Consider the following 25,177-nt stretch of genomic DNA (forward strand, 5'->3'; position numbering starts at 1 on the left):
ACCCCGGCCAGCGCCGGGCAGGCCAAGCGCTGATCTACATCATCAGAGGGGTCAAAATTGCACGCCGATATGGGGTGAATTTTGGACGCCGATTGACAGTCTGGCGGCGGAAGTTCTGCTAAACAGGGACCTTGTTTGGGCCTCTATCTATGGGTTATCCGAGCCTCCTCGCGCAAAAAGACCTCATCAGCTGATGACTTGGATCAACGTGCGAGACGATGGCTCAACACGCGCTCGTCGTCGACGATCGCAAAGGCGTAGTTCGGGTTTTCCGGCACTGGCACTACCACAACTGTTTCGGGATGCGGCCGGGCGACGACAGCCGCTTCCTTGACGACATCGCGGTCCGTCGGGGCCGGAGCTTCGCGAGCATAAGTGACGACCTGCTGCGGCGGGCGCATCAATAGCCGTTCCGACGAACGCCCCAGCAGCAACACCGCCGAGCACCGCGCTGACAGTCGACGACTGAGCGAATGCGCCACGCGATATCAGGGTGTCCGATACGGCAATGCTCACCACAACATTGTTTAGCATCTACACCTCCTTTTATCGCGCAATCAACGATGGCCGCACCGGATAAAACGAGCTGTTTACAAAGGAGTTCCGTGGATGAGACTTTGGGGTTTTGAGAGATGTTGCGCCTTTCCATAGCGACTCTTCCAGCATTCTCTTCAACTTCGCCTTTCTCAAGGTGATGAGACTTGGGCGATCGGCCGTAGTCCGCTCCTGACGGAGGCTCTGCGGAGAATGGACTGTGGTCAACATCTCGACGTCGTTCGCGCCGTGCTGCATTTCCTGGTTTTTCTCTTCCTGGTGACGGGCTTCGTGTACACGGCCTTTTTCTACAATCAGGAAGGTGGCGAGGGCATTGTAGATGCTCGTGCTTCACCGTAGCGACGGTGACGACGACGGGGTTTTGGTGACATACCCTGCCAGGTACCTGTGGCAAGTTGACGTCGGTGGTACCATGATCGTAGGTATTTTTCTCTTCGTGAGACTGCTAAAGCGGTCGTTCGGCCGCAGAAGGTGACCTACCCCTGTCATCGATGTGGTTTGCAGCGTTACGACGCCGACGCGGTTCACTGCAAAGCGTGCGGAGAGGTTCTCACCTTCCCCGACCAAGGCTCGTAGCGGGCGTGGAGAAGCACGGCTGGGATGGGCCAATGGATCGATCAAACACCATCTAAAAAGACGAACGAAATGGTGGAGTCATCGCTGTGACGCTGGGTTTGAATCCCTGCCTCGGCGACCAATCTCCAAGATTTACACTATTTCCCAACCCCAAACGCGGATCGAGCGGAACCATTTCGAAACGCGCCGGTTCTTTTATGTCAGTTTAAAACGGAGATACGAAATGGCAACGACCAAGACCCTTGATGACCTTTTCCTCGATACGCTCAAGGACATCTACTTCGCCGAGAAGCAAATCTTGAAAGCGCTTCCCAAGATGGCACGGGCGGCGCAGTCGGAGGAAGGAAAGGCTGGCTTTCTTCAGCACCGAGACGAGACGCAGGGCCAGATCGAACGTCTCGAGCAGGTTTTCGAAATTCTCGGCAAGCCGGCACGTGGCAAAACCTGCGAAGCAATCCAGGGTATCCTCGCTGAGGGCGAAGAAATCATGGAAGAATTTAAGGGTTCGCCAGCCCTCGATGCTGGGCTGATCTCCTCCGCCCAAGCCGTCGAGCATTATGAAATCGCGCGCTACGGCACACTCATCGCCTGGGCCAAACAACTCGGGATGAAGGACGCCGTGCCGCTCCTGCAGGCGAACCTCCAGGAGGAGGAAGCTACCGATAAGAAGCTTACGCAGCTCGCGCAGTCATCGGCTAATGCCAAAGGCGCGACTAAGGCTGCTTAACGTGCAGCGCGGGCCGCCCAATGTGGGCGGCCCGGTCTTCCATAGATGGCCAATAGCCATCGCTCGCGTAGTCGCTAGGCAAAGGTGACAGGCTCGCTAACACCTCGATCGCGAAGTCCATTTGCAATTTGAAAGCCATGATTCTGTCCGGAATCTTTATTCCAGTAACCAGTTGACGCGCCACGTAGTGCTCCACGCCCGCTTTGGTTAATCGTCGATTTCCCTCCTGCATAACCAGAGTGGCTATATCGGTTGGTTTCTCGATTGGCGTGGAACTCGCTCGCCCGCCTTCAATCACCCTAAACATGTTACTTGCCCATCTTTATTCCCGCCACTTAGGTAGGTAAGAACTTCCCGCGATTCACGGCAAGGGGCAGGACCGCGGCGGAATGGAAATCCGATGCGGTGTGACTAACGAGCGACATTTGCTACTTCCGCGGGCCACACTCGTTTCTCACACACGGCGGACGTCGCACGGCGCAAATTCAGAGATATAGGACATGGTTGGAAGTGCGTTCCACCTCCACGACGCAGGTAGCGGTTTGTTTTCGGTCAAAGGCTCAGCCAGACCACTGGAAGTCCGCGTGGCGAAGGAGTTCGTATTACATGGATCGACACCCTCCTGCAGCCGTCAGCACAAGGCGCCGGCTCCGGCTCGTAGTCATTGGTTATCGAGTATCTTTCCTCTCGTCTGTCACACTCCGTCCAGCCGGACGCTTCAGATCGTCGCGATTTAGACCGAACTGATCGAGGTCCGCGCCAATGCAAAAGCGTGAGAACGAGATACCCTGGCCGTATCCATTAGCGCCGCAATAGATGAAAGCCGCCCAGACGATGAGGATCTCCTGCGCAGGAATGCCCAGCCTCTTCCCGCGAAACAATCGCTCATCGCAGGCTTTTGGACAGCGTTGAACTACATCATCCCGCGCCTACGTTGGCTTATGTCTCGGCAAAACACGCCGCCGGGCCGGTTTGCGGGGTGGCATTGGCAAGGCCCTCGTCACGAGGAGATGGGCCTTGCCGCACAATTCGACATATTGGGGTGTACCGATCTTAATGTGTTCTTCCGCCCGCCTCGTCCACTGCTTCAATAAATACGGCACGAGCATCATGGGCGGGTAATCTGCCGTCGAGCGCCGCCTTACAGGCCATTCGAGCGCGCAGAAACTTCAAACCGCTCATGTTTGGCCATCGATCTGTGAGACACGTCATCGCCTCGAACGGGCCACTCACAATCTGTCGGTCAAGATGCGGAAAACTTACATTTACTGGTGCATCCCACGCATCATTTGGCATTCCAACCTCCTTTGATGCCTAACCTGTGTCCAGAATAATATTAGAGACCGTGGCATTTTAGCAAAGGCGCACATTTCGTTGGTACGGTTGCGGACGGAAAACTATACCCGGCAATATGGCCGCGAATGATGGCCAATTCCTCGCGGCTAGCTGCTCTGAGTTAAACAAATTGGCTTCGGTGTTATGAAGAATCAGGGCACTCGGCCGACCCAGGTCATCAAGATGGCGCAAACGCACGCTGTCACTGGCGCGCTACCCGTTTTCCGCCTTCTGTCGCCAGGGTCCCCTCTCGCATTAGGGTGATAAGATTCCGCTCGTCGCTGGTAAAATGCTCCTAGGCCCGATCAATCGCTCCTCGCCACGTGCTCAACGCTATGTGATTGAGGGGAAGCTCGTCCGTCTTCTCGCTTTTCCAGTAGCTGTGAAAGCATATGAGCGTTCTTGACCGCATTGGCTTCCCGATCGTTGTTGAAATATGCCCAGACTCGCTTTGCACCACACGCTCCGATCCGGCCGGCCCAATCGGAAAGCTCGACTTCACTGTAGTCGTGTCGATACCATCGCGTTGGACCATGGAAACGCACGTGGACGTCGTCTGCGGTCTTGACTAGGGCATCTCGGAGACGTGGCCCACTCACTGAGCAAAAGATCGCCCCAGCCGCCTCGAATTTGCGGAAAACGGCGTCGTCCCACCAGCTCTTGTGACGAAACTCCACGACGTTCCGGTGGCGAGGATCCAGCTGTTTGAGGATGGCATCAAGAGCTTCTGGACTATAGCGGAAACTCGGTGGCAGTTGGTAAAGAAAACAGCCCATATGAGACCCCAGGAGATCAGCTATATAGCCGAAGTCCCGCACAAGTTCTCGGGTATCTTCGAAGCGCTGTATATGGGTGATTAGCTCGCAAACCTTGACCGTATATACGAAGCCGCCATCTGCTTGGCGAAGCCAGGCTCTCACCGCCGCAACTGTGGGCCAGGAGTAGAAGGGAGCATTCAATTCGACGGTGCGAAATTCCCGCCGGTAACGGAAAAACCACTCGTTTCGCGGAAGTTCCTCCGGGTAAAATCGACCCGCCCAGTGCCAGTAGTACCAACCGGAGCAACCAACAAAGGTTCTTGTCGTAGGCAACGACGCCGAGGCGTCGATGCCCCCGCTTTCAATCCGCAAGTGGTGCATTTTCTGGGCGCGCGCAAAATTTGCTTCCCGCTGCTTTTGTCGTCGCTCAGCCCGACGAGTTCTGCGCGCCTCCAGTTCTTCGGAGCCTGTCGACTGCACGGCAAATACCTCACCACCTCCGAGGCGCTGGAATTAAGCCATCAGATTTTAGGGCATCCACGGACGTTGGCGAAAACCATGCGATCCGCCCCGCCGCGCGTGAAACCTTCGACTACGATGTTACGGGGGCTTACGCGTGCGACCCTGGCGCGGCGCAAACCTGCATCGCGTGCGGCGTCCAAAGCGTCAACCGGATCACATCCGCGTCGACGCTCTCGGTAGCAGTTATCTCTTCTGTCTTGATTGTTATCGTACACGCCTACCCCCGCCGGGACCGACCCTGAGTTCGAGGTCTTGGGCGTGAACGAATTGACCACCATCCTGTCAACCTCCACGGTTTGGATTTGTTCCTCATCGAAGACCAGCAACGTGCCATCTGCGAGAGATCACGGATCAAGTGGGGCTAACCTCCGACGACCCCGACGGCGCACCTGTACGCCGCCGGGAACTGCCCGCTAAGTCTCGATGATGTAGACGATCGTCAGCGCATCTGGAGCGACGATCACGATCCGGCCGTCTGCAAGGAGGAAGAAGCGGTAGCCTTCGTACGCCGGTACAATCTTCACGATTCTCGGCGGCAGCCGTTCAAGATGGACCTTCTTGGGGATCCTGGTGCCGATGGACACCGTAAAGTCGACTTCCTTCACCGGGGCGACGTGAACTTCCTTGATCACCTGCCGGATTTCGGTCCGCTGCTCGACGGTGACGTTGACGGTCGCTTTGTTGTTGGTGGCCTGGCTGTTGTTTGTCGTGTCGGTCTCGACGTTCGTCTCGGTCGAATTCTTGTTGGTCGAGGTAGACTTGTTCTGGTCGGTGGACTGCTTTGTGGTATCACCGCTCTCATTGGTCATACCAGCCTTGGGGTCCTCGGTTTGGCTCTTTTGGCTTGCGTCGGTTTCGCTGGCACCGGACTTGCGCTTCTGGTTGGTGGTCGAGCCGTCGGAATCAGCCTGCGATTCGGTCTTCGCCTTCATGTCGGTCGACGACTTGCCAGCGGCACTTCCATTGGTTGTCGAACTGTCGTTCGACTGTTTCCGCGTGTCGGATCCTTGGGTCTTTTGCTCCGAAGACTGGCCATTCTGCGGGCACGCGCCCGAGGCGTCTGGCGTGCAGTCACTGCCGCCGCTCGACGCTCCGTTCGGCTGACCTGCGCCTGCCTGAGAGCCTGATTGCGTATCGGCCTGGGAGCCCGACTGGGTCTTGGTAGTGCTCTGGGCTGATACAGGCGCTGTCGCAAGCGACGAGACACTCAGCGAAAGTGCCGCAAGGAGCGCGGTGAGATGTTGGTTTTTCATACTTTCCTCCAAAATCGGGCACGACATGGCATTCCGCATCCTTGATGCAGTCACGCGTGCCCTTGTTTTTAAGATTTACGGCGAGCTCCGCCGGAGTTTCTTCCGACGCTTGGCGTCGTTACCGGATGACCTGGATCACCTTCCGGGTGGAAGGTTCTACGATCACGCGCTCATCGTTGACGATAGCGTAGGCATAGCCGGCTTGATCCGGAACAGGGGTCACCACAATGGTGTCGGGAAGCGGCTGGCCAACGACGACCTTTTCCTGGACGACCACGCGTTCCTTGGGAGCGGGGGCCTTCTGGACGAAGGTTATGACCTGGTCCGGTGCCATGACCGACTGTGCGAATGCTGCGCTCGAGGCCATGAGCGCCGCGGCTGTGATACCTACTGTGTTGACTTTCATGCTAATTTCCTCCTTCTCAGCGGACTGTTCCGCTGGGAGATCGAACCCTTAGGCACGCCCCCTGTTCCAGCCCCGGGACTTCAGTCCGGGGGACCGCAGGACCTAAGTCCCAGTCCAGTAAATCGTCGATTTACTGGGTCGTAGACCGGCTCAACATTCGATCGTGAACGTTCTCAGCTCCCACGATCATTGAGGCGATAGAGATGGCTCTGTCTCGATCGGCCGAGTTCGAGATGTAGCCTTCTAAAACGGCGACGGGGCCAAGCATCTGGATCGCAATCGCGCTGCTGTCGATGTGTTGATCAGCCGCAAGGGCGGCCTGAATGGTGGCGATGGTCGATGCGGAACTGTGGCCTTGCGAGCAGCACTGTTCGTGCGCAAAGCTGTCGAAACCGAATTTCATGGCGCATTCCTTCCTGTTCTCCCAAACGAGAGCCACGAGTTGAATGCCTGATTAAGAACTCCGCACTCCTTGTGTTCCACAGGTCAGACTTAGGTCCATGCGTGCTGCCCCTCGTCTCTCAGTTAGTTCTGAGGAAGTGCATGCGGTGCCGGGGGCACCAACATGTCAAGCTAACAGTCCGAGCGCCACACGAATGGTATGGCCTTCACCCCCCTCCAGATACAAATCAGGCGAATGACGAGCGAGTTTGACGGGTGATCGCTCATCGGCCGAGTGTCTTCCAACAAGGGCGCACACCACCTTATCGAAGAGGATCAACCGGATATCGCGTCACTCAATGTCCAACTCAACGGAAAGGTCGTCACTTCCGTGGCCGTAGAACCTCAGCGCCTTTTGAGAAATTCTGGAACCCGCGAGGCCAACGGGTGTTAGGGCCATGTCGAGGGGAGCCCACTCCTCGGTTTTCTCCCAACCTCAGCCCCGCCCAGGCGGGGCTGCTTTTCGCGGGAACCTTGCTCCATACCGGTTGTTTAGTGGTTTGATCGGATAAAACCCATCCCTCCGATTGGCCATTCGGTGACCGATGTGACGTCACCTGCCGGATGGTCGACAGCGTCCATAACTTTCTCGCCCCGTCGCCTCACAGCGGCGGGGTTCTTTTGGAACGTTCGTCACTGGCAAAGGTTAGGCGCAGAGTTTGCCCCGAACTCTCCTACCTGTCGGGCCAGTTGCCGCTTTCCTCGCAGGTAATCGGGACAAACCCGCCCTCGGTGCACGTTCAGTTATCTGTCAGTTTTTCAAGGCCATCTTTTTCTAACGAGACGGGAACCGCTGCATCCTGCCGGCGTTATAAACTCGCGACGTCCCTTGTTGCACGTCCGGAAGCACGAACCCGGACCAAAAGCCCGACCGATCGCTCTGATTGGCCGGGCTTTTCTTGTCCCGGTCCGGAACAAAGCAATGTGATCGAGGTCTCCGAAAGGGATCGCTCGAGCGAGCTTCCAGAACATGGAAGAGAAGGAGCTCTTCGGCGTTCCTACACATTAACTCGCTGGATCAACGTGCTGGCCACTAACTACGGCTATGACCAAACTCCCGAGGAACATTGGCGACACTCAGGCGTGACGGATATCGCGAATTTCTGCTGCGACTCTGCTATAGGAACATTGTCGTATACCGGGCGTTAATTCGGTAGTCGGGCGTGCTCTCCTCTTCCTCAGGGATTTCTTGAGGTTGCTTCCAGCTCTCGAGCTGTGACGCGGGGTTCGAATCCCTGCCCCGACTGCCAAATCAGCTACTCACTCAAACTTCCTGGGGGGTCGGTAGACCCGAGGTCACAGCTCGTAGACCGCTGTAACTCTCCCCGAAATTCCGGAATTTTGACACGCTTTTCCGGAATTTATATCGTCGGGCTCTTGCTCGTGCCATAGACGGAAATGCATAGAGCTGACGCAAAGCTTTATCAAAATCGAGCGCGTGGGAAACATTAAGCTTCCTGAGCCGTGATCGTAGTGCTCGCTCTCATAGCGGGCTGTCGCATGTGAACATGTCCGATATAGTCAACAACGAACAATACGCAGTTCAAGGCAGCATGGTAGCGTTGGAAAAGAGGAAAAGATAACGCAACATCCGTCTCGTTGCAGATCCGACCACTCATCGGTCTGAGGAGCCCGATCTTTCACTGGGGTCGGGCTTTTAGTTCTCATGCTGATTGATGCCAGCACCCGATCCGCCATTCTTTATTCGTTAACAACGAACTGATGAACCGACCATTGTCCTACCCGGCATCCGACCTCGGTCCGATGTGCGATGGGCGCCTGACTTGTAGGTTCCGAATCGAACCAACGACAGACCACGCCGGTCCCGGCAAGCAATCTGGAGGAAACAATGCGTATTTCCACTCTGGCATCCATGGCCATGCTTTCTCTCGCTGCCGCAGCAGGCCCGCTGGCGTTCGCAGGTTTCGATACCGTTGCGATGGCGAATAACGGCAATGGGGGTAGGAATGGCGGCGGCGGCAGTCACGGTAGCAGCGGCAGCCATGGCAACAGTGGTGGCAGCCACGGCAACAGCGGCGCTCAGAGCGGTAGCTCCGGCTCGACACACGGCAACTCCATTCAAAGTGGCGGCGCATCGAAAGGCAAATCGAGCGAAGCAGGTAAGACGTCGCAGTCGGGCAGGAATGGGAAGCCGGCCACTGTCGCCAAGGAAAAGAAGGCTTCCGCCGAGCTTGCGGGCCTGAACTCGCTCAATCGCAGTTACAAAGCCTATCTGCACACATCCGATCCCAAGATGACCGCGATTTCGGTCTACGCTATTGCCTATGCGCAATACGAACTCGAGAGCGGCACAGAACCGTCCGCGGATGATCCGCTTCTCGGAGAAGAAGCGTTGGAGGAGGCGCTCACTTCGGCAACAAAAACGGGCGCAATCAGCCCAGCCGCCCTCGATAAGGCCAAGTCGATCCTGGGCGTTGGTGATGCCGAGGGAAAGATTGATCAAATCAGAGCCACGCTCACGCCGATCACACCGGTAGAGCCGACCGATCCCATCAGCCCAACCGACCCGGTAACATCGACGGAACCTCCGGTGTCTGACGAGCAGAGACTCTGACGTCACAGTAACGGTCGCGATACTAATCCAGCCCACGCTCCCGTTTCCCGGCGTTTGAGCTTCGGTCGCAATACTGCGTGACCGGCCTGTCTGGCACTCTAAACGGCCAGGAGGGAGAATGGCTTCAAAGCATGTACGAAGCGCGGACGTCGCGCCTACACCTGCCTTGCGGCCGCCTTTGCGGCCTCCCCCACGTTTAATCGACCGAAGCATCGCGCAACCTTTTGCGAACGGTGTTTTGTCGATGCCATACAAACGAACTTCGTGGGAAATACGGCCCCTTGCTTTAGGTTTGCTTGTCACCTTCGAAGGTGATGAGCCGGCCTATCCACTTTGGCTTGGTGTGCGTAGAACCGCCTGCTGTGGCGGAGTGTTGAAACCAACCTGCGCCGTAGTAGTTTGAGGGTCTCCAACACGGAGGTGGCCTTACCAATGACCGATGAGAAACTTCGACTCTTCGAAGGCAAACGCATCCTGATCGTTGAGGACGAGTATTTTGTCGCCGATGAGGTCCGGAGGCAACTCAATCAAGCCGGAGCGCTCGTTGTCGGCCCCGCTCCCTCGGTCGAAATCGGATTGACGCTGCTTGAGCGAAACAGCATTGATGGAGCCATTCTCGACATACGGCTTGACGGCGAAACAGTGTTTCCCATCGCTGAACGCCTCCAGGATGCCGGCCTTCCGTTCGTTTTCGCGACAGCCTATGGCGCCGGAGACATCCCAGAGCGTTATACTGGCTACGTCTTGTGTGAGAAGCCAAACGATCTGGGGGAGATCGCCTACGCTCTCTTTGGACTGAAAGCCAAAGGGCATTGAAGTCCGCACCTTATCTTGGTCGGGAACCGTACGGTTCGCAAGCCGTCAGGAACAAAGCACATTGCTGTCCCTTCCCTCCCTGAAATGGAGGACCAGATGACTGAGAAGGGCTTTGCGAACCGCTCTGTAGAAGCGCAGATCGTTGATCTCGTGCCTGCGCTGACGTCATTCGCCAGATCGTTCCAGCGGCAGCAGACCGACGTTGATGATCTCGTCCAAGAGACGCTCCTGAAGGCATTCAGCAACGTGGGTAGCTTCGTGCCCGGCACTAAGCTCAAATCCTGGCTCTTCACGATCATGCGCAACACGTTCTGCTCCCGATTCAAGGTCGCGAAACGTGAGCTGGCAGGTTTGGAAGAACCCGCATTCCACGGCTTTTTTGCTCAGCCCGATCAGGAGTGGCATCTCATGGGCCTCGAGCTCGAGCGGGCCTGCGGTAACGTGCCCGAACCCTATAAGTCCGCGTTAAAGTTCGTGTTGGTTGACGGCCGCTCGTACGAAGAGGCCGCGCTACATTTTCACTGTCCCGCCGGCACGATAAAGAGCCGCGTCAACCGGGCCAGACGGCATGTGGTCCGCGAACTCGCGGTAAAGCTCCAGGCTTAGCGGCCACCGCGTCTCCGGTACGCTAGCAGACCGAATTCAACGATAAGCATTAACTCGTGTACTATCAATTATCGGCCCGGACTTATTGGCGGGGCTGGTTGGGGGATCATCCGCGCTCTTGCCGTAAAACGGAGGGCATTATGTTTCAGTCTTTGGCAACGCTCAGTGACAGCGACATCGCGGCGATCCTTGATGCAGTTCGCGAATGGTGCCGCATCCGGCAGGTCGACGTTGAAAGTGCAGAGGGCCGGAGCGCACTGGCCGTGGCAATTGATCGTGTTCAGGCGTCCGGAACCTCGGACGATCTTCTTTCGACGCTTTCCAGCCTACCTAACAACAGGCTCAAAAATGCCGGCCCAGCATCCGACCGCACCCACTCTGGACCGCCAATGAGCGCTGCGACAGCCGTGCGCTCATTCCAGCAAGATCAGGCATCCCACCGTACCGACAGTTCGCCCTGAAATAGGGCGACCGTTTTGAGTACGCGAGGGGCGCCATCCACCGCCCGGCGGCCCAATACCGCGATGCTGGCAACAATGCACTTTGGACCGACAGCGCCAGAGTCAGCACCAGGCCTTGCGTCGGAGTGACCTTGGAAGGCAGGCAACGCCCCGCCGAAATAGTGATGAGATGCCCTTTCGGCGCAGGATGCGGTACTCGTGCTCGATCCTGACGCGAAGACCTGTCGGGACAGCTTGCCATACGCCGGAATCATTATCGTCGCTTGCCTGTTTGGCCTGACCGGCTGAAGCGGAAATCCTGAGATCCGAGGTCCGCACAACCCAGCCTGCCCCCTTGACAGGCAACGTCGCAGACTGAGCGTCCAGTTCGCAAAACATGAGACGATCAATGTTCATGATCTTTGCCATCATTTACTCCTCTGGTCCCGTCGAGGTCGACATGCTGCGGGAGGTCTTTTCATCGCTCAGCTATCGACCAGCCATGTAAGAGGTTGTAGTAGCTGTGGGTGTCATTTTCTGTCACCCACAAAAGGAGCGAGGATGTCCCTGACGAAAGCTCGAGATTTGATCCGCCTTGCGCGCCTCGCTGCGATCCGCCGGATCGGCATCAGCCTCGAGGAAATCCGCGAGGAGTTTAACGTCACGCACCGGACCGCTCAGCGCATGACCGAAGCGCTCGAGACCGTTTTCACAGGCGTGGAATGGCACGACGGACCTGATCGCCGTCGACGCTGGCGGGTATCAGACCCCATGCTCGATCGCTTGAGGCCAAGAGAGGAAACCGCCATCGAAGCACTGGAGATCGCAGGTCGGTCCGCTCATGCCGAAGGTCGAGTACGTCATGCAAAGGCACTGTCTGATTTACGCGAGGGACTGCTATCGCGGCTCGCACCGAGGGACGCCCTTAGGACAGAAGCGGATGTCGAAGCCGTCTTGACCTCTATGGGGTCCGCGACGAAGCCGGGGCCGCGAGTGAACCTCAAGCCGGCGGTTCTCGATGAGATTATCGAGGCACTCCGCGGTCCCTTCCGTCTGCGACTGCGATATGGTGAGCCGGATGCTCCCGAACGCATTATCGAGCCTCATGGGCTGCTTCTCGGCCACAGGAGCTATCTTGTGGCGAGGCAACCGTCCCGCGGGGAAACAGTCATCAGTTTCCGAACCGATCGGATACATGCCGCGCAAGCTTTAGATGAAAGTTTCGCCATGGCCGATGGGTTCTCCCTCGACGAGTATGCCGCCAGGTCGTTCGGTGTTTACCAGGACCCAGCGCAGTATGGCGAAGTGGTCTGGCGATTTACTGCGGACGCGGCCGCCCGCGCAGCGGAATTTGTCTTCCACCCCAGGCAGGTTCTGGAGGCAATGGACGACGGAAGTCTCGTGGTTCGCTTTCACGCAGCAGGATGGTTGGAAATGGCATGGCATCTTTATCAGTGGGGCGACAAGGTCGAGGTTATCGCCCCGGACGGATTGCGATCGATGGTCGAGGGGCATCGCAGGCAAGACTTCAACGCTCTGCCCTAATAGGCACGAAATCGAGAAATCCCGAGACATCTGCCAGGCCTGTGGATTTCGGATACCGAAAACTTCACCGTCACGCCGCGGTGCCGGAAGCAGGCAACAGTAACTTTCTGCCCGATCGGTTGTTCTGCACGAGTCTTGCGGGGTCGGGTGTGGCCTCTTTCATGCCAACCCGCATCAGTGCCGCCTCGAGCGTTGCGATATGAACTTCGATATCGGCATTATCCGCGCGAAGCGCTCCATGAATGGAGCGCTTCGCATCTGCTGCGGTCGGTTCGCTCACCACCAAGTGTTTGTCGTTGTTTGATTTGCATTCGATATTTCGTGAGACGGACCATATCGTCTCGAAAATTACCCACGTCAGGCGGCTACGATGCCGTGGTTCGACCGGGTCGATTGAGAGTGGTTACCTCTTTGGAACAAGGATTTCTCGAACGGGTTTCCCAACGGTGAACCAGTCCTTTCGATGTGAGCTGACCGGGTTCCCTGCGGAGATGCGCTCATGGCCGAAGACAGGCATATTATTCGAAAGCGCAAATGGCTCGCCACGGTGAGAGGTATCGTTACGCATAGCGTCAGCGGACCCGAAGTGGAAACGGCTCCTTGCGAAATGCTGCTTGGCAACGCGATCCTTCATATCGCCCGATTGGACTCATCCGTCTGTAGCACGGCTGGTGCGACAGTGGTGCTGGAGGGCGTCGTGCTCGATTGCGACGATTGCCGACGGCTCGCCCTGAAATACGGAGACCGTCTCGAAGTTCGCGAGTAGGGCGGTCCGTCTCGGCCGATAGGAAATGCCGGCTCTTCTCCTTCAGGATGTCCATAGGAAGGGAATCTAGATGTCCCTTGTCTTGACAACGGGCGGCTTACTCGAAGACTTCCGGGCGAGCTATCTGCAACCACGTCTCCCTCGCCCGTCGGGAGCTTGAAGCCGGCGTCCAGGTCGGCCAGCGCGAACGGGGGCGGAGAGATCGAAGAGTTGCGGGGCGACAAGGTGAACGACATCATCTTCCCACCGGGATACGGCCGTTGAGGAGGACCGGCTGCGGCCTGTTCTTCTCCTGTCGAAGTACAATCAACTGTTACCAATGCTTGCAAGTTGACTGATCCTTTGGCCGACAGCCATCGGCCGTCGTGTTGTCGCACTCTAGCGCCGCCACCAAAAATGGGCCAACAAGCCACACACTCTAGCCGACGACGATCCGCTTGGACATGGCGGTAGCCTCGTTCAAGGCATTCCTGAAATAGCTGACCAAGCCTGGCTTCATGCCGATTAGCCAAATGCCGGGCGTATCCGAGGTCATCGTTGTCGAATTGATCTTGACGTCGGCGTCATCGAGCAAATCGGAAAGGCTGGAAGCGTAGCCGGTCGCTGCAATGACGACGTCTGGTGCAAAGGACTGGCCGTCTTTGGTGAAGACCGTATCCGCGGTAAACTTTGCAATCTCCCCCACCAGTCGAATGCGTCCCACGCGAATGGCATCTATCGCGCCGTCGTCTACCGGGATCGCCACGTTTTCGTCAGCGAGCCTTGTCGCCGCTCCAGAGCGAGCTGGCGGAAAGCCGAGCGTTGCAATGTCACCAAAAGCCAGACGCTGCGTCAGTGCAATCGCAGCATCGGCGAACGAGGCGGGCACCACGTCCATGAGAGGCGACAGTCTATGCACGGCGAAACCCTTTAAGCGTTTCGGCAACACTGCCGCCCCGCCTCGAACCGAAAACCAGGCCTCTGCCGTCTCCACACGCATCAGATGGTTCAGCACGTCGAAGCCGGAGTTGCCTCCCCCGGCAACGAGAACACGCTTTCCCGCATACCGCTGCGAGTGACCGAATTCCGCCGCGTGTAAGACTTCGCCCTGGAAGTTACCGGCGCCTTCCCAATTCGGGATCCTTGGTTTCCCGTCTCGGCCGATGGCGAAGACCACGTTGCGGGTCAGAATCTCCCCGGCGCTGGTCTGCAGCCTGAATCCGGTGGCAGCCCGACCGATCTTCTCCATGTCGACGCCATATTCGATAGGCAGCGCATGTTTCATAGCAAAGGTCGAAAGATGCGCGATCACGGCATCACGTTTGGGAAAGGCACCTGTGCCTGCCGGATAATTCAACTCTGGAAGGTGGGAGAGGCTGCGATGGGTGTTCAAAGTCAATTGCGGGTGGCGCTTGCTCCAGGGAACGCCGATCTGCATCTCGCGCTCGAGTATGCGCGCTCTGATCCCCTTGCGCGCGAGAACGTAGGCGGCCGTCAAACCCGAGAGGCCTGCCCCGATTATCACGACTTGTTCGATAGGTTCCGGATTTGTCATTTTCAGACCTTTGGCCGGCGATCGAGCGGCTGGCAACAGAAGATCGCGCGATGCCCTACTTTTTAATTAGAATAAATCTAGTCCGGTAGGCGTCGACTAACCTAAGCTCTTTGAACGGAGTGATTCGATGCCCAACCTACGAAAACTTATGGACTCCTTTTTGGATCGTCGATTGGCGATCGGGGTCAGTGTGGCACTGTCCGACCGACAAAAACTGGAGCTATGCGAGAAACATGGCGATTTCTCGTTAGCGTACTCGACAGCGGTACAACCGAACCTGCAGCATTTCGGCGATGACGATGGCTACATCGCTTATGCCACGAAAATGGGCCACACCTTCGCCTTGGGGGATCCGGTGGCGCCGCATGCGAAACGAGCGGAATATATCCAACGCTTCGTCGCCGCGGCTTCCAAACCATGCTTCGTGCAGATCGGAGAGGCCACCGCGACCGTGTTGTCCGGCCGCGGATACCGCATCAACCACATGGGTGTCGACACGCACCTGTCCCTTGCCACGCATAGTTTTGCTGGCAAGAAGAACGAGACGGTGCGCTACTCCGAGCGCTGGCTGCTCAATAAGCACTACTCTATCGTCGAGTGCGATGGCACCGTTACAAATGCACGGCAGATCCAAGATCTATCGACGGAATGGCGAGCCGGCCGGATCGTAAGCAGGCGCGAAATGTGTTTTCTCAATCGGCCGTTTCTGGCTGATCTCGCGCCCCATATGCGCCGGTTCGTCATCGTCGACCCAGACGGCAAGCCCGTCGCCATCCTAGACTTCGACCCTATTTTTTCCGAGGGGAAAGTGACGGGATATACCGCCGCCTTCAAGAGAAAGCTCACCGGTACGACGCCTCACGCAGAGGTGGGGTTGACGAAGTTTGCGGCGGATCGCTTCCGTGAGGAAGGACGAACGTTGGTCACGCTCGGCCTGTCGCCGCTAGCGGCGATCGCTGCCAGCGGGTTTGCGGAAAGCCGGATCTGGAGGTCGCTCTTTCAACGGGCATTCAGTTCCGAACGCATCAACGAGAAGATCTTCAACCTCAAGGGCCAAGCCGCCTTCAAGCGGCGTTTTCACGGCAAAGAGCAGCCAATGTTTATGGCGTTCAAACGAGGAACGCCGGTTGAAATGATCGCGCTTCTTCGTCTCTTGAAGACGCTGTGACATCGCAGGGAACACACATATGCCGAAGATCGACAAACTGGAACGAGAGAACGATCGACCGCCCTCCGAGAAGCGAAACGACAAAGCTGGCACCGTCGCTTCGAGCGACGCACCGCTCGTCGACAGCGCTCTCGCAGGCGTCCGCGACAGGCGAGCGAGGCAGGCCGCCACAATTGGGACTGGTCGTTCGCGGCAGACCAAAAGCGATATTTGACTCGCCGTTTGCGGATAATCGATAGCGTTTGCGGCGGACGTTCTAGTCGTAAAAATCGCCAGAAACGGGCTACTGTCTTTCCAGAATAACGTTGCTTTCCGCGTTGGCGTGATCCTTGGAACGGTCATGCCAGCTCAGCGCGTCGAAGACACGCGACCAGTAAGATGCGAAAGCAGAAACAGTCACCCCGCCAGGTAAGTTTCAGGATGTGCGCGCTTCCGCATTAAGGCGAGTTGCCGCTCGATTTCTCAAAATGCGCATCGGCCTCGTCGCCTGGACCATCCGGTCGAGTGTCGTTTAATCCCTCAAGCGCCTTGATTCGAAACCAAGCGTCGTGAGACTGATAACCCGATAGAGACCTCGATGGCGAAGCTTCTTCTCTAGTCTGCCTGCTAATACAGGACAGTGCTATGCCCCCCTACGGGAAACACCAGGTCTCGAAGATAATCCCGCAAGCCAACTTCGCCCCGGACGTGATCATCGGGCAGTTCCATGCCTTCGATACTTGCTCGGGTCATCCGCGCGTATGCGTCCGCCGCGGCATGAGAAAAGCCCATATCCCTGAGGTTCGCTTCTATCTGGTCATCCGGGATCTTTTGCAGCAGCACTGCGTGTCCGAGCGCGTCCGAAAACGCTGCTGCCACATCGAGGAAAGTGTAGCGATCTGGTCCCTCGATGTAGCGAATGCCGACATCCGCGGTAGGTGAAAGCAATCGAACAGCTGCCTGCTTGCCGAGATCGACCGGCGACACCATAGGCATCACAAGGTCTTCCGGGAAAGGTGTCAGGATCGTGCCTTTCCTTGCAGCCCCGAGAAGCTGCTCAAGGTTGGTAAAGTAGTAGGCGCCGCGGTTCACCGCTATCGGCACCCCTGCCCGCTCTATCAAGTGCTCGAATTCGTACAACACGGACAGGTCGCCGATCCCGTCGCCGGGCTGGGCGCCGTACGTCGACGCGACCACCACCTTCTCGAGACCTGAGCCGTTCACTGCGTCGGCGATGCTGCTCGACGTTGCTCTTTCGACGCTGTCGGTATCGCTTCCCTGATCGGCAGGAGGATTGAGAAGGAAGGCTCGCCGAGCAGTGCGAAAAATCGATCGTAGTGCGCCCGTATCCGTCACATCCACCGCTTGCGCCTTCACGCCGGAAGCGATCAATCGATCCGCCGTCGCCGGACTGTGAGTGAGGGCGAGAACCGGGATTTTGGCGTTCTGCAACTCGGACACGACAGCACTTCCGATGTGACCTGAAGCTCCCAGGACGACGTGCGTAGTCTTGGACATCATGCCATTCCCTTCTTCCTGATCTCTTCTGCAGCTCCGGCTGTCTTTTCAAGATCAAGACCCATGCTCCGGAGAACTCCTGGTGTCTTCGTGAACTGCAGATCAGCGTATTCCACCACCTCGATGCGGTTGCCCCACGGATCCAGAAAATCGAAAAAACCTCTATCGAGAATTGTGGCTCCCGCCGCCGCGGCAAGCTCTCGAACCGCACTGCGATCATCGACAACCAGTCCGAAGTGTCGGTTTCGATCGGCGGCCTGATGGCGCCCCCGGCTCAGGGCCAAGAACTGGTCTCCCATATCGAGGAACGCCATTTCCAGCGTACCATCTTCGCCATGATGGGTACCTCTCAGTTTAAACGCGAAAAGAGCGCTGTAGAACTTGAGGGCGTCTTCGACAGATCCAACTTCGAGAGCGACGTGGTTCAAACCCACAATATGAGGCTTTCTCATGTTTTTCTCCCGGAACACTCAGATCAGTGCGAGACGTGCTGTGGTTTTCCCTTCCGCTGGGTCGACGCGAAGTCTTCCAGTTGCTTCTCGGACATGGAGTCGACCATTTCCTTCGAGGCGCCTTTCAATTTGCTCTTCGGCGTGTCGCCGCGTTTTGCTGAAAGTGCGGCACCTGCTGCTTTTTGCTGAGCTTTCGATTTTGCGGGCATGACTTGTCCTCCTGACAGTCATAGAACTCCGGGCAAACGTCGCAGTTCCCCGATCGCGCTGATGGGCTAATTCTAGGTGGCCCGGGCGTCCGAGGCGTTGGGGGTACCGCCTATCCATGACGGGGCCTCTCCTGGGCGGCGAGGGTCGTATCGCTGTTGGGACCTCTTCCTCCCAATCGGTCGTTCGGCCGCAGAAGATGATGCCATCGATGTAGTTTGCAGCGTCACGACGCCGACGCGGTTCACTGCAAAGCGTATGGAGAGGTTCTCAACATCCCTGACGAAGGTTCGTAGCGTGCGTGGAGATGCACGCATAGGAATAGGGCAGTGGATCGACCAGACACGTTCTAAAAGAGACGAACGAAGTGGTGGAGTCACGGGTCCGGTTCGCATTTGGGTTTCCACGGAACAATCGCGGAGGCTCGCGCTTTCTTTGGCAGTCGGGCGTAAGCGTAGTTGGAGCGCGGTCTCTCCTTCCCTCGCAACCCTGGTTGCTTCCAGCCTTCGCGCTGTGACGCTGGGTTCGAATCCCTGCCCCGGCTGCCTATCGCTTAGATTTAAACCTTTACCAACCCCAAGCGCAGATCGAGCGGAATCATTTCGAGACGCTCCAGTTCCTTTGCATCAGCCCTCAGGGCAAGAAAATGAACCTTCGCCCTACAAAATCCGCGACGCTGAGGGTAGTTCAATATATACAGTTTAACTGTATATCGTCGTGACTTATTTCTCAGTAAAGGATCCGTCATGTCTTCTAGCAACAAGGAAGTGGTCCGCCGCTTTAATATCGAGGTCATCCAAAACGGGAATGAAGACGAATTCCACGCGTTGATAGCTTCGGACTTCGTCAACCATACCGCTCCGTTGGGAATGCCGAACGGCCCACAAAGCATGTGGAACACTTTCCATAACATCCTTCGCCCCGCCCTGTCCGACATGAAGGTAACGATCCATGATCAGATCGCCGAGGGAGACAAGGTGACAACCCGCAAGACCATCAGCGGCGTTCACGCGGGCACGTTGATGGGAATTCCGGCGACGGGGAAGGAAGTCGCCATCAGCGTCATCGATATCGTGCGTGTTCAGCACGGCAAGTATGCGGAGCACTGGGGCCTGAGTACCTTAGCAACTGTCCTTGCAGCGTTGGCAAAGGTGTAAGTCGGTGCTTCTCTAATCGGCGGCTTGAGGTCAAGCTCTTTTCCGACCAAAATTTAGTCGAGGAGGCAGGCGATCGTCCGCAATATGCCCTTTGCGGGCTTACTTTGATGCGGTGATAGCGACCCAGGTGGTTGGCTTCCGGTCGTAGGCGCCCCCGACCCAAACGTCCGCCTCAAGGCTTTGCCAGGGTCCGGCTGCTGCCCAGATTGTTATCAACTCGTCTGGTGACAGATAGCTGTAATAGCGGTCGAGTGCGTCTGAACCTTCCACGCCTCCAGCTTTGAAGCTGGCCCAGGCTATACCTTGATCGGTCATCGCACGCCGAATACTTCCGATTACATCTGCCAGCTCAGACCGAGGCGTGTGGGTCAATGAGGCGCAGGCATATACGGCATCATACAGACCAACCGCTTCCAACTCATTGAAGAGCATAGTCCTGACTGGTCTGCCGATCCGGGAAGCCGCAATAGCTGCGAGTTCGGGGGAGCCGTCGGTCGCATCGAGATCGAAGCCTCTTCCAATGATCGCCGCCGCATCTACGCCACCTCCGGTTCCCAATTCCAAGACCTTTCCATTCGGCTTGCAACGGTCGAGAAAGCTGAAGAGCCGCGGATTGGGCGTCCCCTTATTTGCGGCATACTGCTCTGCGTTTGTACGGTAAAAGGTCAGGGTCTGATCGGCCATAAGGAATCGCTCGAGTGAACTACATCGCGTCTGATGCATAGTAATCATTACTTTCTGATGACCACTTGCGGCACTTTGCAGCCGAAATCGCCGCACGACAACGGGTCGGCAAGCTTGCTTCTCGGCGTTCAACGTCTATCCGCGGCCCGCGCTTCTCTCCGGGATCGGCACTTGGCCCTCCCACGATGGGGTCCAGTAGATGATGTGGTCCAATCTATGCTGCATCCTGATGACTGATCATCGGAATAAACGCCGCCACGAACTCACATCACCATCGTCCGCGAAGGACGTCTTCCGCTGCTACACGGAACCTTGGATTCGATTGTCTCTCTCGCCTCTATCGCAGGTCATCATGCCGCGACCGTTGAGACGGTGTCCTCCCTTGTCCAGCGGAACTCGGTGCCATCCACCCACATTCGGTGCATGACGACCGCGAGACGACGGGCCAGTGCGACCTTGGCTTTCTTGCTGCCATGGCGCTTGGCAATGTTCATGGCCCATGCCTTCAGCCAGCACCATTTTACCACGCGCGTCATCATCGACTGGGCGGCCTCATAGAGCAGTCGCCGCATCATGGCGTCCCCGCGTAGAGAGACATGGCCAACCCGGCTCATTTCGCCCGACTGTTTCAGCACGGGCGTGAGCCCCAGTACCGCTCCGACTGATCGAGAATGACGAAACCTGCCGGGAACATCGATCGTCGAGACATAGGCGAGTGAGACGATAGGTCCAACGCCAGGTACCGTCATAAGCCGCCTGCAAATTTTATCCTGCTTGGCCTCGGCTAGGACCCGCTTTTCCAGCTTGGCCAAGCCTTCTCGCAACTTGCGTCGTCCGGCGAGCAGTGGCTCCATGATTTCCGCCAGCTCAGCGTCGTTTTCTACGAGTTCGAGTATCCTTCTCTCGAAAGTTCCACCCGATGCATGGCCGACCCTCAGTCCAAAGTTGCGCAGGAGCCCGCGCATCTCGTTCTCCATGTCGATCGCCTTTTCCTGCAGCAGCGATCGGGCCGCTAGCAAGGCGCGACGCTTCTGGCTGGTGAGCGTCTTCACATGCACGTCCTTGAACAGGCCGACCCGCATCATGTGGGCGATGCCGCGTGCATCGTTCCTGTCGCTTTTGTTCTGCTGCAGGGCGTCCAGGAATGCCTTGGTATGGCGCGTCTCGATACAGAAGACGGGCAAGCCCGCTTTTGCCAATCCTTCAAACAGCCATTGGGACAGGGGCCCAGCCTCAACGCCTGCCCTCTCAAGGCTGAATGCCGGATCGCTCAGGATCGCTACAAGGTCCTCCGGATGAGATGGCACCTTCCTTTCGCGGCATAGTTTCCCGCTTTCATCGACGATACAGACGCTCGTTTCTTTGACCGAGACATCGAGGCCGGCATAGTGTTTCGTGGCTGTGCTCCTCTGCATGATGGTTGTGCCTGTTCCCACAGGTGACGGTATCATCGGCAGTTTGGTGCAGCCCCTTGTTCCCTAACTACGGATCGGATGGGGCACGAAGCCGATTAGCCCATCTATGCTAGGCGCTCGATGACGGCGATTGCGGCCCGGAGAGTTTGTCGATCCTGATCGGATAGCCGTTCCTCAATCAAGGCTGCAATCTTCGAGGCTCTTGCTTCCCTTGATCGGGACAACTTCTCTCGTCCCTTCGCCGTAAGGGAGAGGAGCTGGCTGCGCCCATCGGCAGGATTTGGCAATTTACCGACTAGCCCGTCGACTTCCAGTTGGCCCACGACCAGCCGCATGCTCTGGTGCTTCACACTGCGAAGGCTTGCCAATTGGGCGACACTCAAGGGGCCGTCCCTTTCCAGAAGCGAGAGCGTCTCCGACTGCGATGTCGTGGGCGTCTCTGCCTGCAATCGAATGCCACGGACAAACTTACTGAGTGTGCGACGGAGGTTTTCGGCTAGAGCCAGCGCTTCTTCCTGTCCAGAACTAACTCGATCATCTGCCATCTGTCGTTCGCGTCCATTTTATATATACCTTTCGACCAACCTATACCGTTGCTGGTATTAAGCGAAATGGGTTCCCCCACGCCGTGTTCTGGACAAATTCGCACGCGCAATTGCTTTCCTCAAACTGCCCGCGAAACTTTTGCTTTCGCTGGTGATCAAGTGCCAGGTTGCGCGCGGTCTGAAACAGATAGCTTTCAAGGTGATCGATCGGCCGCGCATCGAGCACGGTCTTTGTTCTTATATAGGTTTCTGCACGAGATCTTCGACCACCTGATGGTCGCGCACGATCCGTGCAATCGTCCACAAAAGTGACCGGCGGTGGCAGGAGAAAATCGTGTCGCTCGTGTTTTTTCCGGGTGCGGGGCTGACGCACACCCATATCCCGCGGCAGCGAAAAAACAAAAGAAGCGCATCGGAGCTTCAGCATAGCGGCGGCTCTGCCGCGAAAGCGGGAATTCGCGTCACGATCCGAGCGGTTAAAAGGGCAGCCACAGGAGCACCAGCGAAGCGCCGGTCACGGGGTGCGGGATTGACTGCCCCCGCGCGGATCGTTCCACTTCGTCGATCTTACGAGCACATAAAATCCGAGATGTCGTCTTTACGCCACTTTAGCGAGCACCGCGTAGATCATTTCGACTGATACTGACGTCGGTAGTTGCAATGTATCATCATTGGCTTGGTTATTCGCTGTTTCTTCTTCCTTACACGGTTGGCTACCTCGCGCTGGTGTGTGGTGTTGTTGGGCGGGATTGGCGTATCGCATTTTGATCGCCGCCAGCATCGTCGCCGGACTGGTTTACCGGGCCCGCCAAGGCGGAGGTATCGTGATCCTAGCTTTCGTCTTTCCGATCACCTTATTCGCGGCGGGAGCGATCTCAGGAGCAGTGACAAGGGCTTTCCTGCTTTCGCTTCGATTCGATGCCCTATCCGGCAGGGGCATGGTAGTCGTCCTTGTCAGCTTTCTAGTCTTGCCTACAGCGAACGCTGCGTACGGAATTCATCGGCAGAATATGTCCAGTGACATCTACTCGAACCTCCCGACGGCGCATACGCTTCCGATGGTTCCCATTTGCGATCCGTTCCGTGAGACTGGGCGGATGATCAAGACTGTCATGACACGCCACCCGACCGATCTGGCGGCAGAAACGCTCCCAACTCACGATATTGCAATCCTGTATCCCGCCGCATACCGGGAGCCCTTTCCGCGCAGATTCCCGCTCCTCGATGAGAAGTCGTCATGGATTGATTTCGAGATGTATATCTCGAACGCCCAGCCCGCCCCGCCCAACGACGAGACGGACGCCAACGGAAAGATCATACCGCTCAACAAACGCCGCCCGTCGATCCACTTCCACTTTCGGACACGTCCGCCGGTAGCTGATCACGCGGCGCGCGTCTTAAAAATCAGACAAGGCACCGAGCCGGATATCATACTGGCGGGCTTCCAAGGTCTCTCCCTTCTCCGGGCTTTACCGGGTGAAACCAATCCGTTCGCAAGGAATTTCGTAGCGGTGCGTGAGCGAAAAATCGAAGAACTGGTGCAGTGCTCCGGCCAAGGATCCCCGTTGCAGCTTCGCACTGGATGAGAGCGGGATCCCCATCGAAGGCACGTTTCCTGACGAGCAGATGGCTCATTGGCCCAAGATCCAGAAAAACCTGCGGGATTTCGCGAAGTGCAGTGTCATTGCCGCGGCAAGTGGTGGCAATTGAACCTTGATGTGAAACTCACAGCCATCGTTCTGGCCACTTATCACGGCTCGTGCAACGTTGGCGAGGGCACGCCGGCGCGTATCGCATTCGAGAAGTTTGGCGACAATCCGTCGTTGCGGGCCCGCTCTGTAATATGGGCAGTGTTGCGGAGCACCGCGAGCGACACCGAGCTGTCCAAGGCCCCACGATCATAGGCGTAGTCAGGGAGATAGCCGTTGACAATAAGGCGCCAGTCGAAGGGAACCGTCGCTCCGACAACGCGCATCATCTTGACGACCGTGGTCGTGCAGTTGCTCGTAAGCGAATTGTAGAATGCCGGCGCCGCAGCAAGGGCATTGGCGTCGGCAACATATCCACGCAGGAGCGCTCGCGCTTGGTCAGGGGAAGCTTTGAGCCGGTAGATCTGAACATCCTCGCCACGAAAGTTCGAGCGGACGCCGATCACGTCCCGTTCGTTTGCCGCGATGATGACTAGAGGATTGCTCTTAAACAGATCCGCGAGCGGCGAGAACGCACCTCCAACTTGGCGGCGAACCTCGATCGACCAAGCAAGATACTCGCCGCCCTCGAAACCGAAACTGAAAATCACGTGAGCGATCTCCGGTCCCGCCCAGTAGGACATAAACAGGTCGACGGTTTTTACCTTCCTCATGTCGTAGGTTTGCGTTGCCCATCCTTCGTCGAATTCGGTGTTGCTGCGCCAAGCGAAATCTCGAACATTGGTCAAGGTCAGCAAGTCACCTTGATATTCGCCGGTGACCTGCCGTGCGACATCCGGCGCCCAGGCTGCGTCTCTGGCAGGTGTGATCGAAGCCCACCAGATTAGCAACGCTGCGAATACCGATGCGAACACAACCAGTGCTCTGAAACGCCATCGGCCGAAAAGCGCAACGATCGTTGAAACCCCGAAAAGTGCGAACAGTCCGACCGCAAGACCTCGTACGGCCTCCGATACAGGGAGGCGATACCACAATGCGAGCGAGGCCCATACAACGGCAAGGCTGATGAGGATTGCTAGCAGGACAATTAAGGCTGCGCGAGCAAAGGGAGCCCGCCGGCTTGTACGCCTGCTCAGCCAATCCCCACCGCTCAATATTTCAGGTCCCTATCTGCCGACCGCTTTGTTTGGTCTGTAATGCTGGCCATACCCTCCCCAATCTTTGATATCGCCCTGCCACCCTTTTTGTGCAGATCGCTGGACCTTACCATGGCAAGCTGTCAGAACCTCCCCCACTTTCGAAGCGAGATTGGCATTTTTGAGTAGCCTCATCGAGCGCCGGAGCGAAATGCTGGCAAGCAATCAACCAACGATGCGCTTAATTTTCTGTATGCGCCCTTCCGCCTCTTTCAGTTTTTCGAGTAGTTGGTCTGTTGATCCGAGGTTCATTTTGGCCTGCCCCAATCGGGTGATCCGGGTTTAATGTTAGTGCATGCTGGGTCTGGCCGCTACCGCCGGGGTTGATGCCGGTCCGTTCTGACGCGGCCAC

At 57.1% G+C, this 25,177-nt stretch carries 23 protein-coding genes and 5 pseudogenes; 12 read left to right on the plus strand and 16 right to left on the minus strand.

Annotation, left to right across the window (positions count from 1 at the left end; translation table 11 throughout):
- Positions 1 to 186: 186 nt before the first annotated feature.
- Positions 187 to 534 (minus strand): annotated as a pseudogene (locus ASE04_RS13870) (DUF1236 domain-containing protein).
- A gap of 130 nt (positions 535 to 664) precedes the next feature.
- Between ASE04_RS13870 and ASE04_RS13875 the strand changes: the two are divergent.
- Both ASE04_RS13875 and ASE04_RS13880 read left to right on the plus strand, forming a co-directional pair.
- A pseudogene (locus tag ASE04_RS13875) lies at positions 665 to 1,131 on the plus strand (ion transporter); the annotation flags it as partial.
- A gap of 223 nt (positions 1,132 to 1,354) precedes the next feature.
- The gene (locus tag ASE04_RS13880; protein WP_056818164.1) at positions 1,355 to 1,858 is read left to right on the plus strand and encodes a YciE/YciF ferroxidase family protein; all 504 of its coding nucleotides are present in this window, start codon (positions 1,355 to 1,357) and stop codon (positions 1,856 to 1,858) included.
- 1,053 nt (positions 1,859 to 2,911) lie between these two features.
- Here ASE04_RS13880 and ASE04_RS30025 read toward each other — a convergent pair.
- From ASE04_RS30025 to ASE04_RS13915, 6 genes and pseudogenes are all read right to left on the minus strand, one after another.
- On the minus strand, positions 2,912 to 3,154 hold the full coding sequence (locus tag ASE04_RS30025) for a DUF982 domain-containing protein (protein ID WP_082597340.1): 243 nt from the start codon (positions 3,152 to 3,154) through the stop codon (positions 2,912 to 2,914).
- A gap of 344 nt (positions 3,155 to 3,498) precedes the next feature.
- Positions 3,499 to 4,431, minus strand: coding sequence for a DUF72 domain-containing protein (locus ASE04_RS30030; protein ID WP_244490406.1), 933 nt, complete (start codon positions 4,429 to 4,431; stop codon positions 3,499 to 3,501).
- Positions 4,432 to 4,472: 41 nt separating this feature from the next.
- A pseudogene (locus ASE04_RS31560) lies at positions 4,473 to 4,731 on the minus strand (hypothetical protein); the annotation flags it as partial.
- 155 nt (positions 4,732 to 4,886) lie between these two features.
- Entirely contained in the window at positions 4,887 to 5,726 is an 840-nt protein-coding gene (locus ASE04_RS13905; RefSeq protein ID WP_056818174.1) for a DUF1236 domain-containing protein, read from the minus strand.
- Positions 5,727 to 5,844: 118 nt separating this feature from the next.
- Entirely contained in the window at positions 5,845 to 6,132 is a 288-nt protein-coding gene (locus ASE04_RS13910; RefSeq protein ID WP_056818176.1) for a DUF1236 domain-containing protein, read from the minus strand.
- A gap of 130 nt (positions 6,133 to 6,262) precedes the next feature.
- Positions 6,263 to 6,535, minus strand: a complete 273-nt coding sequence (locus ASE04_RS13915) for a BON domain-containing protein (protein WP_056818178.1) — start codon at positions 6,533 to 6,535, stop codon at positions 6,263 to 6,265.
- 1,887 nt (positions 6,536 to 8,422) lie between these two features.
- Between ASE04_RS13915 and ASE04_RS13920 the strand changes: the two genes are divergently transcribed.
- The 5 genes from ASE04_RS13920 to ASE04_RS13945 all read left to right on the plus strand — a co-directional run bounded on the left by ASE04_RS13920 (position 8,423) and on the right by ASE04_RS13945 (position 12,555).
- Complete coding sequence (locus tag ASE04_RS13920) at positions 8,423 to 9,148, plus strand: hypothetical protein (protein ID WP_056818181.1); 726 nt, start codon at positions 8,423 to 8,425, stop codon at positions 9,146 to 9,148.
- 432 nt (positions 9,149 to 9,580) lie between these two features.
- A complete protein-coding gene (locus tag ASE04_RS13925) occupies positions 9,581 to 9,964 on the plus strand; it encodes a response regulator (RefSeq protein WP_056818184.1) in 384 nt (127 codons plus the stop codon).
- A gap of 96 nt (positions 9,965 to 10,060) precedes the next feature.
- Positions 10,061 to 10,570, plus strand: coding sequence for a sigma-70 family RNA polymerase sigma factor (locus ASE04_RS13930; protein ID WP_056818209.1), 510 nt, complete (start codon positions 10,061 to 10,063; stop codon positions 10,568 to 10,570).
- Positions 10,571 to 10,710: 140 nt separating this feature from the next.
- Entirely contained in the window at positions 10,711 to 11,031 is a 321-nt protein-coding gene (locus ASE04_RS31200) for a hypothetical protein (protein ID WP_200960723.1), read from the plus strand.
- Between the two features lie 540 nt (positions 11,032 to 11,571).
- Positions 11,572 to 12,555, plus strand: a complete 984-nt coding sequence (locus tag ASE04_RS13945; protein ID WP_056818187.1) for a helix-turn-helix transcriptional regulator — start codon at positions 11,572 to 11,574, stop codon at positions 12,553 to 12,555.
- Here the strand turns inward: ASE04_RS13945 and ASE04_RS30980 are convergent.
- Positions 12,552 to 12,838, minus strand: a pseudogene (locus tag ASE04_RS30980) (hypothetical protein). The gene ASE04_RS13945 and the pseudogene ASE04_RS30980 overlap by 4 nt on opposite strands.
- Before the next feature lie 216 nt (positions 12,839 to 13,054).
- On the opposite strand from ASE04_RS30980, the gene ASE04_RS13955 reads away from it, so the two are divergent.
- Positions 13,055 to 13,321, plus strand: a complete 267-nt coding sequence (locus ASE04_RS13955) for a hypothetical protein (protein WP_056818189.1) — start codon at positions 13,055 to 13,057, stop codon at positions 13,319 to 13,321.
- Between the two features lie 418 nt (positions 13,322 to 13,739).
- Here ASE04_RS13955 and ASE04_RS13960 read toward each other — a convergent pair whose 3' ends face one another.
- Complete coding sequence (locus ASE04_RS13960; RefSeq protein ID WP_056818191.1) at positions 13,740 to 14,855, minus strand: flavin-containing monooxygenase; 1,116 nt, start codon at positions 14,853 to 14,855, stop codon at positions 13,740 to 13,742.
- Positions 14,856 to 14,982: 127 nt separating this feature from the next.
- On the opposite strand from ASE04_RS13960, the gene ASE04_RS13965 reads away from it, so the two are divergent.
- Positions 14,983 to 16,023 (plus strand): phosphatidylglycerol lysyltransferase domain-containing protein, encoded by a 1,041-nt coding sequence (locus tag ASE04_RS13965; protein ID WP_056818193.1) that lies wholly within the window; start codon positions 14,983 to 14,985, stop codon positions 16,021 to 16,023.
- A 606-nt stretch (positions 16,024 to 16,629) separates the two neighbouring features.
- Here the strand turns inward: ASE04_RS13965 and ASE04_RS13975 are convergent.
- The 3 genes from ASE04_RS13975 to ASE04_RS13985 are packed head-to-tail and all read right to left on the minus strand — an operon-like array spanning position 16,630 to position 18,181.
- Positions 16,630 to 17,523 carry an NmrA family NAD(P)-binding protein gene (locus ASE04_RS13975; protein ID WP_338012490.1) on the minus strand — a complete coding sequence of 298 codons (894 nt, stop codon included), beginning with the start codon at positions 17,521 to 17,523 and terminating at the stop codon, positions 16,630 to 16,632.
- Positions 17,520 to 17,972 carry a VOC family protein gene (locus tag ASE04_RS13980; RefSeq protein WP_056818197.1) on the minus strand — a complete coding sequence of 151 codons (453 nt, stop codon included), beginning with the start codon at positions 17,970 to 17,972 and terminating at the stop codon, positions 17,520 to 17,522. Before ASE04_RS13980 ends, ASE04_RS13975 begins: the two co-directional genes overlap by 4 nt.
- A gap of 23 nt (positions 17,973 to 17,995) precedes the next feature.
- Positions 17,996 to 18,181, minus strand: a complete 186-nt coding sequence (locus ASE04_RS13985) for a DUF3008 family protein (protein ID WP_056818199.1) — start codon at positions 18,179 to 18,181, stop codon at positions 17,996 to 17,998.
- Positions 18,182 to 18,382: 201 nt separating this feature from the next.
- Between ASE04_RS13985 and ASE04_RS31570 the strand changes: the two are divergent.
- Both ASE04_RS31570 and ASE04_RS13990 read left to right on the plus strand, forming a co-directional pair.
- Positions 18,383 to 18,475, plus strand: a pseudogene (locus ASE04_RS31570) (ion transporter); the annotation flags it as partial.
- A 450-nt stretch (positions 18,476 to 18,925) separates the two neighbouring features.
- Positions 18,926 to 19,336: an ester cyclase gene (locus ASE04_RS13990; protein WP_056818201.1), complete on the plus strand. Its 411-nt coding sequence runs from the start codon at positions 18,926 to 18,928 to the stop codon at positions 19,334 to 19,336.
- A 99-nt stretch (positions 19,337 to 19,435) separates the two neighbouring features.
- On the opposite strand, the gene ASE04_RS13995 is transcribed toward ASE04_RS13990, so the two are convergent.
- From ASE04_RS13995 to ASE04_RS32195, 3 genes are all read right to left on the minus strand, one after another.
- On the minus strand, positions 19,436 to 20,020 hold the full coding sequence (locus ASE04_RS13995; RefSeq protein WP_056818213.1) for a class I SAM-dependent methyltransferase: 585 nt from the start codon (positions 20,018 to 20,020) through the stop codon (positions 19,436 to 19,438).
- 350 nt (positions 20,021 to 20,370) lie between these two features.
- A complete protein-coding gene (locus tag ASE04_RS14000; RefSeq protein WP_056818203.1) occupies positions 20,371 to 21,435 on the minus strand; it encodes an IS110 family transposase in 1,065 nt (354 codons plus the stop codon).
- Positions 21,436 to 21,539: 104 nt separating this feature from the next.
- Positions 21,540 to 21,980 (minus strand): MarR family winged helix-turn-helix transcriptional regulator, encoded by a 441-nt coding sequence (locus tag ASE04_RS32195; protein ID WP_056818205.1) that lies wholly within the window; start codon positions 21,978 to 21,980, stop codon positions 21,540 to 21,542.
- 749 nt (positions 21,981 to 22,729) lie between these two features.
- Here ASE04_RS32195 and ASE04_RS14010 point away from each other — a divergent pair.
- The gene (locus ASE04_RS14010) at positions 22,730 to 23,566 is read left to right on the plus strand and encodes a hypothetical protein (RefSeq protein WP_056818207.1); all 837 of its coding nucleotides are present in this window, start codon (positions 22,730 to 22,732) and stop codon (positions 23,564 to 23,566) included.
- 164 nt (positions 23,567 to 23,730) lie between these two features.
- Here ASE04_RS14010 and ASE04_RS14015 read toward each other — a convergent pair whose 3' ends face one another.
- Positions 23,731 to 24,717, minus strand: coding sequence for an Lnb N-terminal periplasmic domain-containing protein (locus ASE04_RS14015; protein ID WP_443216867.1), 987 nt, complete (start codon positions 24,715 to 24,717; stop codon positions 23,731 to 23,733).
- Between the last annotated feature and the right edge of the window lie 460 nt (positions 24,718 to 25,177).

This window comes from Rhizobium sp. Root708, assembly GCF_001429725.1.
In the GTDB taxonomy this organism is placed as follows: Bacteria; Pseudomonadota; Alphaproteobacteria; order Rhizobiales; family Rhizobiaceae; genus Rhizobium.